Origin of the sequence: Iningainema tapete BLCC-T55 (assembly GCF_014698965.1) — a bacterium.
Taxonomy (GTDB): Bacteria; Cyanobacteriota; Cyanobacteriia; order Cyanobacteriales; family Nostocaceae; genus Iningainema; species Iningainema tapete.
In genome coordinates this window covers 58,799-71,924 of record NZ_JACXAE010000040.1, presented here as the reverse complement: position 1 = coordinate 71,924, position 13,126 = coordinate 58,799, and the positions used below count along the sequence as shown (strand labels likewise).

13 protein-coding genes and 1 pseudogene are annotated in these 13,126 nt (G+C 41.5%); 8 read left to right on the top strand and 6 right to left on the bottom strand.

Features of this window, described 5'->3' with window-relative positions:
• Nucleotide 1 precedes the first annotated feature (1 nt).
• The 5 genes from ICL16_RS10835 to ICL16_RS10810 all read left to right on the top strand — a co-directional run bounded on the left by ICL16_RS10835 (nucleotide 2) and on the right by ICL16_RS10810 (nucleotide 4,153).
• On the top strand, nucleotides 2–802 hold the full coding sequence (locus ICL16_RS10835; protein ID WP_190827257.1) for a hypothetical protein: 801 nt from the start codon (nucleotides 2–4) through the stop codon (nucleotides 800–802).
• Nucleotides 775–1,485: a hypothetical protein gene (locus ICL16_RS10830; protein WP_190827255.1), complete on the top strand. Its 711-nt coding sequence runs from the start codon at nucleotides 775–777 to the stop codon at nucleotides 1,483–1,485. Before ICL16_RS10835 ends, ICL16_RS10830 begins: the two co-directional genes overlap by 28 nt.
• On the top strand, nucleotides 1,469–2,188 hold the full coding sequence (locus tag ICL16_RS10825; protein WP_190827253.1) for a Mov34/MPN/PAD-1 family protein: 720 nt from the start codon (nucleotides 1,469–1,471) through the stop codon (nucleotides 2,186–2,188). The genes ICL16_RS10830 and ICL16_RS10825 overlap by 17 nt, the downstream gene beginning before the upstream one ends.
• The gene (locus tag ICL16_RS10820) at nucleotides 2,172–2,999 is read left to right on the top strand and encodes a ThiF family adenylyltransferase (RefSeq protein WP_190827251.1); all 828 of its coding nucleotides are present in this window, start codon (nucleotides 2,172–2,174) and stop codon (nucleotides 2,997–2,999) included. The genes ICL16_RS10825 and ICL16_RS10820 overlap by 17 nt, the downstream gene beginning before the upstream one ends.
• A 545-nt stretch (nucleotides 3,000–3,544) precedes the next feature.
• On the top strand, nucleotides 3,545–4,153 hold the full coding sequence (locus tag ICL16_RS10810) for a hypothetical protein (RefSeq protein WP_190827247.1): 609 nt from the start codon (nucleotides 3,545–3,547) through the stop codon (nucleotides 4,151–4,153).
• A 327-nt stretch (nucleotides 4,154–4,480) separates the two neighbouring features.
• Here the strand turns inward: ICL16_RS10810 and ICL16_RS10805 are convergent, their stop codons facing one another.
• The gene (locus ICL16_RS10805; protein ID WP_238360717.1) at nucleotides 4,481–6,367 is read right to left on the bottom strand and encodes a CHAT domain-containing tetratricopeptide repeat protein; all 1,887 of its coding nucleotides are present in this window, start codon (nucleotides 6,365–6,367) and stop codon (nucleotides 4,481–4,483) included.
• A 135-nt stretch (nucleotides 6,368–6,502) separates the two neighbouring features.
• Here ICL16_RS10805 and ICL16_RS45565 point away from each other — a divergent pair.
• A pseudogene (locus tag ICL16_RS45565) lies at nucleotides 6,503–6,667 on the top strand (PIN domain-containing protein); the annotation flags it as partial.
• Between the two features lie 56 nt (nucleotides 6,668–6,723).
• Here the strand turns inward: ICL16_RS45565 and ICL16_RS46760 are convergent.
• From ICL16_RS46760 to ICL16_RS10795, 3 genes are all read right to left on the bottom strand, one after another.
• Nucleotides 6,724–6,960, bottom strand: coding sequence for a tyrosine-type recombinase/integrase (locus ICL16_RS46760; protein ID WP_337906972.1), 237 nt, complete (start codon nucleotides 6,958–6,960; stop codon nucleotides 6,724–6,726).
• A 16-nt stretch (nucleotides 6,961–6,976) separates the two neighbouring features.
• A complete protein-coding gene (locus ICL16_RS10800; RefSeq protein WP_273038634.1) occupies nucleotides 6,977–7,504 on the bottom strand; it encodes a tyrosine-type recombinase/integrase in 528 nt (175 codons plus the stop codon).
• 366 nt (nucleotides 7,505–7,870) lie between these two features.
• Nucleotides 7,871–8,098 carry a hypothetical protein gene (locus ICL16_RS10795; RefSeq protein ID WP_190827243.1) on the bottom strand — a complete coding sequence of 76 codons (228 nt, stop codon included), beginning with the start codon at nucleotides 8,096–8,098 and terminating at the stop codon, nucleotides 7,871–7,873.
• Nucleotides 8,099–8,257: 159 nt separating this feature from the next.
• Between ICL16_RS10795 and ICL16_RS10790 the strand changes: the two genes are divergently transcribed.
• A complete protein-coding gene (locus tag ICL16_RS10790) occupies nucleotides 8,258–11,590 on the top strand; it encodes a hypothetical protein (protein ID WP_190827241.1) in 3,333 nt (1,110 codons plus the stop codon).
• Nucleotides 11,591–11,644: 54 nt separating this feature from the next.
• Here the strand turns inward: ICL16_RS10790 and ICL16_RS10785 are convergent, their stop codons facing one another.
• Nucleotides 11,645–11,965 (bottom strand): YbjQ family protein, encoded by a 321-nt coding sequence (locus ICL16_RS10785; protein ID WP_238360716.1) that lies wholly within the window; start codon nucleotides 11,963–11,965, stop codon nucleotides 11,645–11,647.
• A gap of 243 nt (nucleotides 11,966–12,208) precedes the next feature.
• Between ICL16_RS10785 and ICL16_RS10780 the strand changes: the two genes are divergently transcribed.
• On the top strand, nucleotides 12,209–12,796 hold the full coding sequence (locus ICL16_RS10780) for a hypothetical protein (RefSeq protein WP_190827239.1): 588 nt from the start codon (nucleotides 12,209–12,211) through the stop codon (nucleotides 12,794–12,796).
• A gap of 11 nt (nucleotides 12,797–12,807) precedes the next feature.
• Here ICL16_RS10780 and ICL16_RS10775 read toward each other — a convergent pair whose 3' ends face one another.
• Complete coding sequence (locus tag ICL16_RS10775) at nucleotides 12,808–13,092, bottom strand: Precorrin-3B methylase (protein WP_190827237.1); 285 nt, start codon at nucleotides 13,090–13,092, stop codon at nucleotides 12,808–12,810.
• Nucleotides 13,093–13,126: the final 34 nt, after the last annotated feature.

Here is a 13,126-nt window from a genome sequence, read left to right as displayed (position 1 = left end):
AATGTTACCTTCTCTTTTAAATGCGTTATCAGCAATTCACCGCTTGCGACAGTGCCAAAGAATTCTTGACTCTAACCAAGCGGTTGACTACTTAGAAAACCGTTTCAATAGCTACCGACTGCTGGCTTTATATCAACACTTATTCCCAGTTGAATTTAAGCACAGTACAGCTGCACCCTACCCCGAAGACCTAAATAATCCTGACAGTCACAGTTCCCTTGAAATCGAGTTTTTATATCTAGTCAACCAAAACTTATTTCCTATCTCAGAATTCCAAATAGAAAACGCTTACGAAGAACGCCTCCACCAAATTCCGCTCATGCCTATGGGCTGCGATTGGATTGGACACGAGGACATTGAATCATTGCGGTTTGGATGGCAAATTCTTCTCCCGTTAAGCACAGAAGGACGTTACTGGCTTGAGTCAGTGGAAGGCACGGATTGGTATGAGTACGAGCTTGGGGTGTCATGGGAGGCGATCGCACACCCCAAAGATATCGACGCTCAATTGTTTAAAAAACTATCCTATTGTGCTGCCAAACCTTTGGAATTTATGCCTTTAGCATTGCAACTTCTTGACTATGAAAGTAATAACATTTGGCTGGATTCTTGTGCAACAAATGAACCAGAAATTTCATTACCTTGGACACTTGAAAACATCAAATTTTTGCAGAGTGAATGGCTTGATGCCAAAGTTATCCTCGACCAAGTTTATCACCTAATCGAATGGCTGGAGCAAGACCTCATAAACCACCTTGAACTGATTTTGGGAATATGGAACACATCATCACTGCTGAAATAATCAGGGAACTTTTACAAGATCCTCCCAGAAGCTTATCTGCAATCAAAGCCGAACTACTAATCCTTGATGGCACTTACATCCTGCATTACCGCTCTGGACAAGAATCGCACTACAAATGTCTCTCACCAACGGCACTCCGCATCGCCTTCAGCAATGAACCTATCGACTCTGGTTGGATAGGGGAAGGTGTAGTTCGCACTTGTACTGGCAACTCTGGTGAGTGGGTAGTCAAATTCATCCCACCACAAAGAACACTACTTGACTGTGACGAACTAGGGCAAGTTCAAATTCCAATGCCTGCAATGGTATTTGTAGGTAAAAGTTTTACCTACTGGTTATGGGCAACCAAAACTAAGATATTTGACCCCGATGCTAGCCTTTTCCATGCCCCACTGCCGAATGTATACACGCCGTGGGGAAAAGTTTGCTGGGGTAAAAATCAACCCCCATCTGCTTCTGCCCAGTCCATTAATCAGGCTTGGAATCTTTTCGTTTCTAGTCCGTTTAATTCCCATTTAAGCAATGGTAAATCGAAGCACCACACAAATGATGTCCGTGGTCAACTTTTAACTTTGCATCAGCAGAAAAACTGCACTTACCCACTCAAAGACCTTGTGCCTTTAGATCAAAAGGCTACTATTGCCACTTTAGTTTCAGAAATTGCCGATGGTTCAGTTAGTTAATTTTGAGGGAATAGTTGACTACAAAATTGTCCGTCAACTCCCTCCACCACCCCATACCAGTTCTCTGTTTGAATATCTCTTTGCTGGGAATGGAGTATTCATCAGAGGTATCCGTCCAGGGCTAGAAGTATTAATTCCCGTGGAATACTACAGAGAAAATATCCGGGGATTACCAATTCTTGAACCTTATTTGCAACTCAAACCAGACCGGATTCCTAAAACAATACTTCTAGAAATGTGGCGACGCAGCTGCCTCGCTTGTAACGCTCAAGGTGCAGTAGAAATTGCCTTTCACATTCACCATGAACAAAACGGTTGGCGCTTGGAAATACCAGACCAAACTCAGTATAGCGCAAGCTGTCAACCAACCAGATTTGACGGTGATTCTTCGTTCCACAACGCCACTATAGATGTGCATTCTCATCATGAAATGAAAGCCTTCTTTTCAAAAACTGATGATGCTGACGAAGGAGGGTTCCGTATCTATGCTGTTTTAGGGCGAGTCAACACCAAAGAACCTGAAATCAAAGTCAGAGTGGGACTTTTCAGAAACTACTGGGATATTCCTGCTAGCGATGTCTTTGAACTACCTGAGTTTATGCGTGACATCTCTTGTGACTCAGCAATTGCCTACAAATTTTACTCGAATACTAATTCTCCAATTCAAGATGATTCTTTGGACAAATATGAACCTAAACTATGATTTTGTTAACGCATCAAAGCTAATTCTTCTACAACATTCCCGCATTGAGTTTTGGGTTGTTGGAATGGGAGGAACTGGGAGTTGGCTTGCTGCCAGTGTTGTTAGACTTGCTTGTAGTTTAAGCAATACGGGCAAAGAAGTGCAAGTCGTTTTCGTAGATCATGATGTTGTTGAAGAAGCTAATGTATTAAGGCAGTGCTTCTGCTACAAAGAAATCGGCTTACCTAAAGCCCAAACATTAGCTGTAAGATATTCAATTGCCTGGGGAATAGAAATTAAAGCAATAACCAAACGCTTTGACCCAAAAATGGTACAGACGGGGTACAATACATTGTCAGTTGTTATTGGGTGTGTGGATAATGCTTCGGCACGAGAGTCACTTTCACAAGTGCTGAAACATAATGATTACAGTCCCGATCAAGCTCCTTCAATCTGGTATTTAGACTGTGGAAATAGTAAAAGCAGCGGACAGGTTCTATTAGGGTCAAATCTATCTAATGATCCGCAAGTCTACACCTTTGGATCACTTGGCTGTAGCCAAATCCCCTCGCCAACAATCCAACATCCAGAACTTTTAGTTCCACTACCAGAGGAATTGGAAGATAACAATTTATCATGCGAACAAATGGCGCTGCTCAATACTCAAAGCTTGAGCATTAACCAACAAGTAGCAGCAGTTGCTACTGATTATTTAGTTCAACTGACAACGGGGGAATTAAAACGCTTCGCCACTTACTTTGATGCCCTAAGTGGCAGTATGCGATCGCTCTACCTCACCCAAGAGTCCGTTTTGAAAGCGCTCCCAAATTAACTACTATCACTGGTGTGCCAAGATACACCAGTGATAACGAGATCCGCAAAAGGAAAAATTAGCCAAGCGCGAAAATCCGGACTACACCCAAACCACCTTTCGCATTCCCAAGAAACTGAGCAGGCAGATTAACCGAGCGTTGATGGATTTGGCAGATTCGGGAGTGGAGATGGACAGAAGTGACTTGTTAGAAGAATTGGCAGGTGCATTTATTCGGCTGCCTGATGAAGTTGGGGCAGTAGAAGCGCTAGAGCAATTCAAGAAACCTGGATACCCAGATGGATGAATAGCTTTGAATTTGTTTATCTAGCAGAACTCGGACGCAAAAAGGAACAAGGTGTCCGTAAAATATTCATCAATATTTAGAAAGTTATGGATGTTTCTGTACGTATTATATTTTGGTATTTTGATATGATTTTTATAATTCACAATCTACAATAATAAATAAAAAAAATTATTTGTTGCAGGTATGCAACAAAATTTACACCAATTACCTTTGAAAAAATGTGTTTACAATAAACTTATGAGTAGGTAAGGGAAGAAAAATGTCAGAAAATGGTGGGAGCGGTGTATTAGTTGCAACGATTGCAACGGGTTCTTCATTATTAATCGGATTCGGGGCAGTACTGCGTGCTCCTTCTGTTCGGAATTCTATAAATGATAAAATTATAGAGCCAGCAATAGGATACGTATATCAATCTACAATAAAACCCGTGTGGGATGGTGTTATCGCAGGCACACAATATATAAACAAAACGACAAAACCCGTGTGGTATTATTTTATCGCACAGCGAATACCTGGAAATGAGCCAACTGCTCTATTTGACATGCATGGATGTAAAGAGCCAAAAGATTATGATTTTGGAAAACGTCTTATCTCCCGAGACGAGGTCTCCCAACATATCTCCCAAAATTGCAAAGATATTTACCACGCATCAGTATTGGCTATTCTAAATGAAAAATCAAAAACTAATAAACCCCCTGTTCAAGAGAGATTGGAGCAGAAAGCACGCAAGGCAGCAAAGAAGAAATGGCAGGAATTACGTCTTGCTGGATCGGTTACAACAGGTACAGTGACAATTAGTACTGTCGTACTAATTGCAGACATTGCTGTTGCAGAAAGCGGGGGGCATGACGAAAGACGCGCAAATTGAGACACGTTGTAAAGTTTTGTAACGCTTCTTCTCAAAACCCTTGTTTTCTGAGCTTTCAAGGTCGAGCTTCAGTATTGCCTTCAGATAAAAACATTTCCAAAAAGAATCGTTAGTGAGCAAGTTTGAAGAACGAAATGGGGTGGAGAGTTGATTTTATCGTGTCAACCCTTACTTCCTCCAGTACCATTTATGGGCAAGTAAGTAAATCAAGAAAGTAATTGTCGCAACGATTCTTTACAGCGTGTCTCCTTATTACATGTTATGAATCGCAGTTTATAAAAATTATATTAAAAAACCAAAATATAATATGTATAGCACTTTAAACAATTACGTGACAAACATCTGTAAGACAGTGCCAATCAGATGTATGATTCGGCTACTTATTGGTATTCGGTTAATAAACAAGTCAATTTTTTTTATATCTTCTAAAATTTCTTCCTTCTCAAAATTTTCTTTTGCTTCCTTAAGCTTTACTAATAATATTTTTTTTACTTCCTTAAGCTCTACTAATGCCTTAGTATATTTTTCTTCCTCAAAGTAGATTGAAGCTAAACCTTGATATGCTAATACGTTGTATTCATCAAACTTTGCAGCTTCTTTAAGAAACACTTCAGCCAGGCTTAGTTGTTCTTGGCAAAGCAAATCCTCTGCGACTTCTGCGTAAATTATACTTATAATTTTATCTCCAATTCTCGTGTCAGTTTTATCTATAGCTTCTTCACCAAATCCAATATAATTCTGAAAAATACTAAGTTCTTGGCGAAATTTAACCGTAAAATCATCAATTTTTATGTTATTTATATGATTTTTATATTTTTCTATTCGAGCTTTTATATCTCGTTCAAAATTGTTTAACAACTGAAAGATGTAGTTTTCAATATCAAAAGCTTCTTCTTCTAAAAGTCGTAGTCTTAAACGGCATTGCTCTAAGGAATCACGACCTGGTTGAGATAGTTGATCATGGTTTCTCCCATCCTGGCTAATTATTATCTCTGTCGCTTTAATAAAATAATCTGTTAAGTTCTCCGGCTTCGTCTTTTTTTTGATTACTGGAATGAAGTTTTTTGAAACATTTTGATAAGAATTTATCGAATCGCAACCATAATTATAGGAATCCTCTATAGATCTTTCTGCTCCTAGTCTAGCGTAAAATGCTTTAGTAAATTCAATTGCTGTTTTATGACCAATTGCTTGGCTCAGATAAATTACATAATTTATGTGCTGAACAATTGCATTTGACTGCCGCTCTGAGAACCCGACATTAAGTACGACACATTCTATTGTTGAAAAATTCCTGAACAGCTTTTTCAGCTCATCTGTTGTAACTAGTTTTATTTCTCCTACATCATCCGCAATCGCAAATCCTTCTGTCTTTATTCCATGTCCACTGAAATGGACAATCTGTGGAGCGTGTTCCAAAAGAGCGTCTCTAATATCTCTTAGACGAACAGGTCTAAGCACTTCTAATTTAAATTGTTCTCTTTGCTTTGTTCGTTTTAGTGCATTTTCAATTTCTTGTACTTCTTCGTCTAGACGCGAACTCATTGTATCAACAGGGTGAACTGCTACGAATAAGATGATCTTTTTGTGTTCGGACGACTCTGTAGTAGGACGCTTCCCAAGTGGTTTATCTTTGGTTTTTGTGTTAATAACCGGAATTTGACTTTCAGAAAGGTGTTCTAGTTGAATTGCAACCTTACCTTCCTCAAAGGCTCTTTGAAACACATCAAGATTATCTGACGTTGCGTAGCCTAATCCATCGTAAAAACCTTGAGCAAAGGCGATCGCAGCCTTATCCCCTATCGGCTGATTCATCCCAATCGCATAATTAATGTATTCGCTAATTGCAATAGCTAGTTTGGCAGAATGACAGGCATTAAGCAGTACGCATTCTACATAATCTGCGTGCAACTGAAACAGTGATGCTAGTCCGGATACTGGGACGGGCTTGTTTTCTCCCCCGTCGTCTTCTAACATCAAGCTGCCATCTTCCAGCCCATGTCCGCAAAAGTGGACGATTTGGGGTTGTTCTTCTGCAATAGCGTGGCGGATATCCTGAGGGCGGACAGCAGTTTTAAGCGTAATCTTGAATAAATCCCGCTTTGCAGCACGTCGGATAGCTTCTTCAATTGAGCGAATTTCCTTATCCAAGCGCAATCCGTGGGGAATTGCCGCCAGAATCAGGATTGTTTTGACACAGGCACTGTGACTCATAGGCATGGAAAAAGGGTTAGTCCCGACGCGGAAGATATGCTAATTAGTTATAAGCACATAATAGTTCTTCAATAGAAATATTATGCATTCGGTGAATATTTATTACACGAAGGGGCATTTAGATGGAACACACGCCTAGAGTGGGAAAGATATTTTGTAAATACCAACACAATACAAGATGCTGATGTATTGATAGCCGCTACAGCAATGACACGCGGTTTAATTTTAGTTTCTAATGATTCTGATTTGCAGAGAGTAAAAGGATTAAGTTTAGAGAATTGGTTACAAACTGATGCTTAAATGTCTAAACTGATGCACCAGATTTACTCAATTCTATCAAAGTAGGGTGGGGTAGTTCATGATTTCCGCTTTTTCCCAACACGACATGCTAATTTATTAGTTAACTCCAGTTGGTACTGATTCTTATTGTCCTCATAAACTAGAATTGTCCTGGGGTCAGCATGACGGCTAAGGTGCTGAACCTTGCGGTAATCACCTTCTGCCAAGTCGAGGGCATCAGTAATACCCGAATGTCTAATTTTATGGGGAGTCATCCGCTTTTTAATCCCAGCACGTAAGCAAGTCTTACGCACAATTGCGTAAATGCCGTCACCCGTCAGCTGATGACCAATGCCCGTGGAAGTCTAGCGCAATAAACAGAGGGTCACTGGGTTTAATATTTGTACGACAACCCAACCAATCGCTAATCGCCTCTGCTACAAAAGGATTTAAATCAATCCTAGTTTCATCATTGCCTTTGCCCTTACCATAAACAATTAACGTATTTTCGTGATAATCAAAATCTCTTATTGTTAAATTTGCTACAATTGGCTTGCGTAGGACATTTGCCCAAAGCGGCAGAAACAAAACATAATCGCGCTTGCCTTTAGCGCAAGTGGTATCAATAACATCAAAAACTTCGTTGTACTCATCCACAGAGACACCCCGCGTATCCCTGTACTTTGTAACCTTGAGGAATTCAATGCGATCGCTATCAAAGTGATATCGGCAGCGCTTCAGGTTTCGCCCCACCTTAATTAAATACTTAATCGCCGCCAAATAACTGTTAATAGTTGCTGCCTTTCTACCAGAAGCCACCAAATGATTTTTAAACTTGAGGATTAACCCTTTAGCCATCTTCCCATCAAGCGCCCAAAACTCTTCTATTGATGCTTCGTTGCACAATGCAAAAAACTAACGTCTGTTGATCCCGGCTTGTCAATCAGTGCTGGTACTTGCCACGAGAGAATCAGGCTAATGGTGCTTGGAAATAATTCTAGCATATAGGTATAATGAGAGCATTTGCTCTCGCTACCCCTTAAGAAGTCAAGTAAAGTTACATATACAAAAATAACGCTAACTTTTTAGAAAATCTTCACAAAAATATCCGATTTTTTTGGACTATGCAGCGTTCGCTGCATAGCTTGTAAGTGAACCTAAAAAATAGGAGAAAACGAACTCAACATCATTATACTCCCGCACACTTGCAGAAAGCGTGTGTTGTTAAACCCGTTCAATATCGTCCGGATAAAGGTTGAGCCGCTCATCCACCTCCAAATTATCCCGCTCAAACCTAACTTTACCTTTCCTTGCTTTTATCTTCTCCAGCTCGCCCGGAGAAATTTCTACAACTTCACCCGCACCTTCATCCTCCAACAGCCCATCGTCCTCCAGTTCCAAGTCCGAAACTTTCAAATGTGGTTTTCCATCCCGCCCGTTACCGATGTACATAATCGCATTCCCTTAAAATCACTTCTTCAAAATACTGCTTGCCTTACTTACCTTCAAAATCCTCCTAACGACTAATCACTAATAGACTTGTCTTGTGTTAAGAAGGCTAGAAAATACATATTTTTATAGTTAACAACAGCAATCAATAACAATTTAACAATGATACCAACAACAGAAGTCATTCAAGACATCGGCATCAAAATTCCAGTTTTCGACGGCTCTTATAACAACGGTAAAGGAAAGTTCCTTTCTGAACCAGAAATTATCAAAAATTCTCTTCTGGAACTCATGTTTGAGCCAGAAGAACTCGAATCTCTCGTACTGGTCAAAATTGACTCGAAAAACCCCGACCCCAAACATCTAAAACCCAGAACCTTCGATGAGGTAAAACGACAACTCGCCTTTAGTTCTGGCAATAACTACTACTTTGCAGATGATGAACTACGCGCTAAAATAGGCAAACTCTTCCGAACTGAAAAAGATACCGCCTGTCGCTACGGTTCTCTGTTAGTTAGTAACTGCTTTAAGGGAGCAGAGCAAATTGAAGGTCTAAGGATCAAGATTGTAGATTATAACAGCAAAGACCCCAAAGAGAAAGCAGAAGCCGAAAAATATAAAACCGGAGACTGTCATGGACAAATATCACCCAGCCTTGTTAAACTCATGGGAGGTTTAGCTAACCGACCCTTCCAATTTCGCTTTGCTTGGCTAGAAAATTGGGCAGATAACCCGGAGCAATCCCTAACTAGTTTCTTGGCTAAAGGCACTCTACTACCCAATGCCACATTAGAGGCAGAGGGGTTTGATATTGTCATGGATCGCTCCTCAATTAAAGGTATTAAAAAAACACTGCTACCTGATTTAATCCCTTGCGGCGAATATGAGTTTCCCAGAAGTGCATTGGGCAACCGGGGTAATGCTAAAGTAATTGACTATGACAACAGCTGGCAATTTAGCATCTGGTACAGCGAAGAGGCTCTCAAGAAAGACCTTGTAGAACCAACCCGAAAAGAAGCCGAAAAATTAGCCCAGCTTCAACGCAACCCCCTCGCCCTAGCTAAACACATCGTTGAAGAGTACGACAAGAAACAGCAGCGTGCCAGGGAACATGCTGCACTCTCAGTTGATGGCTCATCTTCCGAGGAAAATACTGATAAAAACCAAGAGCAACAAGAATTACGGCTCGTTACTCTACTACGCAACGACAAATTCGGTCTTTTGATCGACAGCCCCTTTGTTGCTGATGCTATGCGACAATACGTCGCCAATCGCTGGTGCGACTTAGCAATCAAGGGAGCTTTCAAATTTAGTTCTGGAATGGCTATGCCAAGTACAGACTTGGAAAGAGGAACAATCTGCGTACCCCATCTACCAGAAGGCGATATTATCACCACTCGCTTTCCAATTGTCTCCAGCGACAACATCCGACGTTATACAAACGTTCACAAACCAGAACTAATGAAATACAAAGGTGTTGTCTTCATGCAGCCAAAAGATGCTGAAGAATACCACCAAGCTGACTTCGACGGCGACCAAATGGTGGTAGCTCCATCTAAAATGCTACCACATATTGCTGCTGAAACTCTCCGCGCCGGAGAACCCAGGCGCTATGCTGAAGTTAAACAGCGCCCTAAAGTTCCCTACACCGCAGTCAAAGATAAAAATGGGGAACAAAAATATAAAACTTTGTCGAGCATAGCCGCAGCTAGTTCCCAGAATAAAATTGGTCTAGTCGCCACAACAATTGGAAGAGTCCAATCATCAGTCCCAAATGAAGATGAAAACCCCCGACTGTTTGAGCGGAAGAAAACAAAATTGCTCAACCGCCTGTTCATAGCACTACAACCTGAAGTTGATTACCAAAAAAGTGCAGAACGCTTGGAGGATGTTAAAGAAATCGACGGGGAAAACTTACTACCTGACTCGAAAAAATGGTCGGAAGCTCATCCAAGTTACTTCTTCGACTTCAAAAAAGACAACCGACTTTACAAAACCTTCCCTATGCCAGCCGAAGGAGCAAACCCCATTAATGTCATCCCAAGAGAAGCGGTAAATCCTTGCTGGGAAGCTACACGTATTCGACACCGAGAACGTCACGAATTTCGGTATCTGTTCCCCAAAGAAACACTCGGCATAGATGAACTAGAATGGGCAGAAGAACTTAAAAAACGATCTAAACAAGACATTGCTGCGATCGCCCAACGCATTGGAGATGACAAAGACGCTTTCAATGAAGAGTTAGGCAAACTCTACGACAGCTACCGTGCCGAAATCGATGAGTTGTTCCCCACACCAGAAGAACGCTTCCGCGCCGCCGCTGCTACCTGGCATACTCAACATACCAAACTCGACATCGATAGCCACAGAGAGGAATGTCTAAAGATTGCCAAAACCCTAAAAATTACATTTTCGCTTGAACCAGACTACGAATTACTCCATGAGGCACTCCCGCGAGATGTCTATGTCCTGCAAGTTCCATTTGGAAAGAAAGTGAATGAATGGAAAGAATCTCTCGATCAAAAAGGCATCGAATATGAAGCAACAGTTCACCCAGCATTACCGCTAGTTGAATTTGCCTTAAAAGACTTGTCACCACTACAAATCGAAAAGCTAGAAGCTAGATACGGCAACAATTACAACGACATTGACAAAATCAAAATGCCCGACAATGTAATGATTGTACCACCTGCTGACTGCGCTTGGGTGGAATCGAGAACTGAACCGGGAAAAGCTGCGATCGCCTACCACTTATTTATGGACGAAATTGTAGAGCAACTACAACAGTTTCAACTTGAGGAAATTAAAGTACTTGGTATAAAGTACAACGATTATGCCAATGAAGACTTTGCTACTAAAAAATGGAAAAAGCAGAAACTCACCCTAGAAGTCGGCACTTTCGAGCTTCCTGAATCACACCCAGAATTTTACCGCTACAATGGCATCCCCATTATTCAAATTGATGGGAAAAATCTGGGAACCTTCGCCCCCGACACACCTAAACTACCTATCGGCACTACATTCCAAGCTTCATTGTCACCTTTGGGTGCTGCCGTTGTACTCAATATTGACCCTAATTCTATTCGCTTGAACACAGACATGAGCGAAACCCAAACAGATACAACCACCCACCTTAATATTAGCTCAGATTGGCGCAAAGAAATGCAAGACTTGCTCTTTGAAGCCGTCAGCAATACGTACAAACGGAAGCAAGAAATAAAACCAGATAATACTGAAACAAAACAGTTCAAAATCGGCAACAGTTGGAATGCTTACGTCCAACCCAATGGTGACTTCTTCGTGCGCACAGAGTCCAAACGAACCATCTGCAAAGGCAATATTCATACCGGAGAAGAAGTCTTACCCCTAACAGAAGCAGGCGCACTGCAATTGCAGGAGATGATTATCCAAAAGCAAACAGAAACCCAACTACAATCCCCTGTCTTAGAAGCAAATTCCAAAGAACCTAAAAGAAAGGAGATGGAAATAACTTGAACCCAACCTTAAATGACTCAAGCTTTCTCAAGTTCAAAGTTTTAAAGTATAATTTTATGAATTAAGCTTGACCGCAGTGCCATAAGCCAGTACCTCAGTTACTCCCTGAGCAAATTCCGTTGCATCATAGCGCATACAAATTATTGCGTCAGCACTCTTTAATTGTGCCTGTTGTACCATCCGCTCATAAGCTTCTAGACGAGCTGCTTCACAAACGTCAGCGTAAGTTTCATTATTACCACCAACGACCTGTTTTAAACTACCCATAATTCCTTGCCCGATTGTTGGGGAACGCACAACGATTCCGCGCACAACTCCGAGATAATTTGTAATTGTGCGTCCCGCAATATCATTACCTGTGGTTACAATCATCATTTTTTCCTAGTATAGTTTGCACTACTAATTTCTTCTTCAGTAACACACCTTACCCAAAAACCGCCACACCAAGCAAAGCAGCATCCAAAATTTACTCCGAAATCAATTAATGCCCCCTCGTGAGATTGAACGCCCTAAAAGAGGTACACAAACGAAATTTTTGAGAAAAAGCACATTTCTACTCGTTAGTAGCGTGGCGATCAAGCTTACAATCTACACCAAAGTGTATAAAGTGGTGTAGACATGGCAAAAGTTGAACGAGAATCAATTAACTTCAAACTGCCCAAAAAACTAGCTGATGCACTCCGTACTGCTGCACGAACTCGTAATACCACCGCCACAGATTTAGTCATCAAGGGATTACATCATGTTCTGGGCGATTTAGCTGATGATACAGAAAACCGTGTAGAAACTCGTCTACACAAAATTGAAGCCGAATTGGAGCAAAGGGTAAATAGTATAGAAGGGCGTGTAGAAAGTAGTGCAGAAAACACTGGCAATCGCTTGACTAACTTGGAACAGAAGCTAGAAGTAGTGACAACGAAGCTTGCACAACTCGAAGGAGCAATCATGGTTCTGCGTAACAACTCAGGACCTAGACGCTCTTCATCCCGATACCCCAATCAGTACTATCAAAGGGAAGCTCCCCAACTTCAACCTTTTGAGGAGAAAAATTTAGCGTTGCGGTTAGTTAGCGATCCTGCGACTCTACGTAATAAGCGTGAAAACTTGAGTCCAGAGGAGTTTATCCGGTGGTGCAAGGATCGAGATCCCAGTGGCATGGGGTGGCGCTATGAGGAGAAGGATAAACTGTATCACCCCGTAAAATAATCAACAGTTCGCTATTTCCCTGGGTTCGCTCGGCTTGATTTTCGTGCTGACTTGGGTGGCGTTCGGTGTGCGCCAAAGTATTTCTCGCTACGATAGCGTAGCCACACCCGTAACACTTGTGGAATCTGCTCTTTTTGTTCCTCAGAGAGCTTATTGTAAAGGGCTAGCGCACGTTCACGTTCCCCCCGACAAGCAGCGTTATTATGAGCATCCCAGTAGCTACGTGCTACTCGAATCCTTCGACAAACTTCTTTAATTAGCGCTTCCCCAGTAAGTGGAGCATCCTTCTTTGCCATACTACGCGCTTATATTTCTAATACCATTGTAGCA

Coding starts and splice junctions, on each gene's coding strand:
- ICL16_RS10780 (WP_190827239.1), top strand. CDS start 12,209: ATGGCAAAAGTTGAACGAGAATCAATTAACTTCAAACTGCCCAAAAAA.
- ICL16_RS10775 (WP_190827237.1), bottom strand. CDS start 13,092: ATGGCAAAGAAGGATGCTCCACTTACTGGGGAAGCGCTAATTAAAGAA.
- ICL16_RS10830 (WP_190827255.1), top strand. CDS start 775: ATGGAACACATCATCACTGCTGAAATAATCAGGGAACTTTTACAAGAT.
- ICL16_RS10805 (WP_238360717.1), bottom strand. CDS start 6,367: ATGAGTCACAGTGCCTGTGTCAAAACAATCCTGATTCTGGCGGCAATT.
- ICL16_RS10790 (WP_190827241.1), top strand. CDS start 8,258: ATGATACCAACAACAGAAGTCATTCAAGACATCGGCATCAAAATTCCA.
- ICL16_RS10820 (WP_190827251.1), top strand. CDS start 2,172: ATGAACCTAAACTATGATTTTGTTAACGCATCAAAGCTAATTCTTCTA.
- ICL16_RS10795 (WP_190827243.1), bottom strand. CDS start 8,098: ATGTACATCGGTAACGGGCGGGATGGAAAACCACATTTGAAAGTTTCG.
- ICL16_RS10785 (WP_238360716.1), bottom strand. CDS start 11,965: ATGATGATTGTAACCACAGGTAATGATATTGCGGGACGCACAATTACA.
- ICL16_RS10835 (WP_190827257.1), top strand. CDS start 2: ATGTTACCTTCTCTTTTAAATGCGTTATCAGCAATTCACCGCTTGCGA.
- ICL16_RS10825 (WP_190827253.1), top strand. CDS start 1,469: ATGGTTCAGTTAGTTAATTTTGAGGGAATAGTTGACTACAAAATTGTC.
- ICL16_RS10810 (WP_190827247.1), top strand. CDS start 3,545: ATGTCAGAAAATGGTGGGAGCGGTGTATTAGTTGCAACGATTGCAACG.
- ICL16_RS10800 (WP_273038634.1), bottom strand. CDS start 7,504: ATGGCTAAAGGGTTAATCCTCAAGTTTAAAAATCATTTGGTGGCTTCT.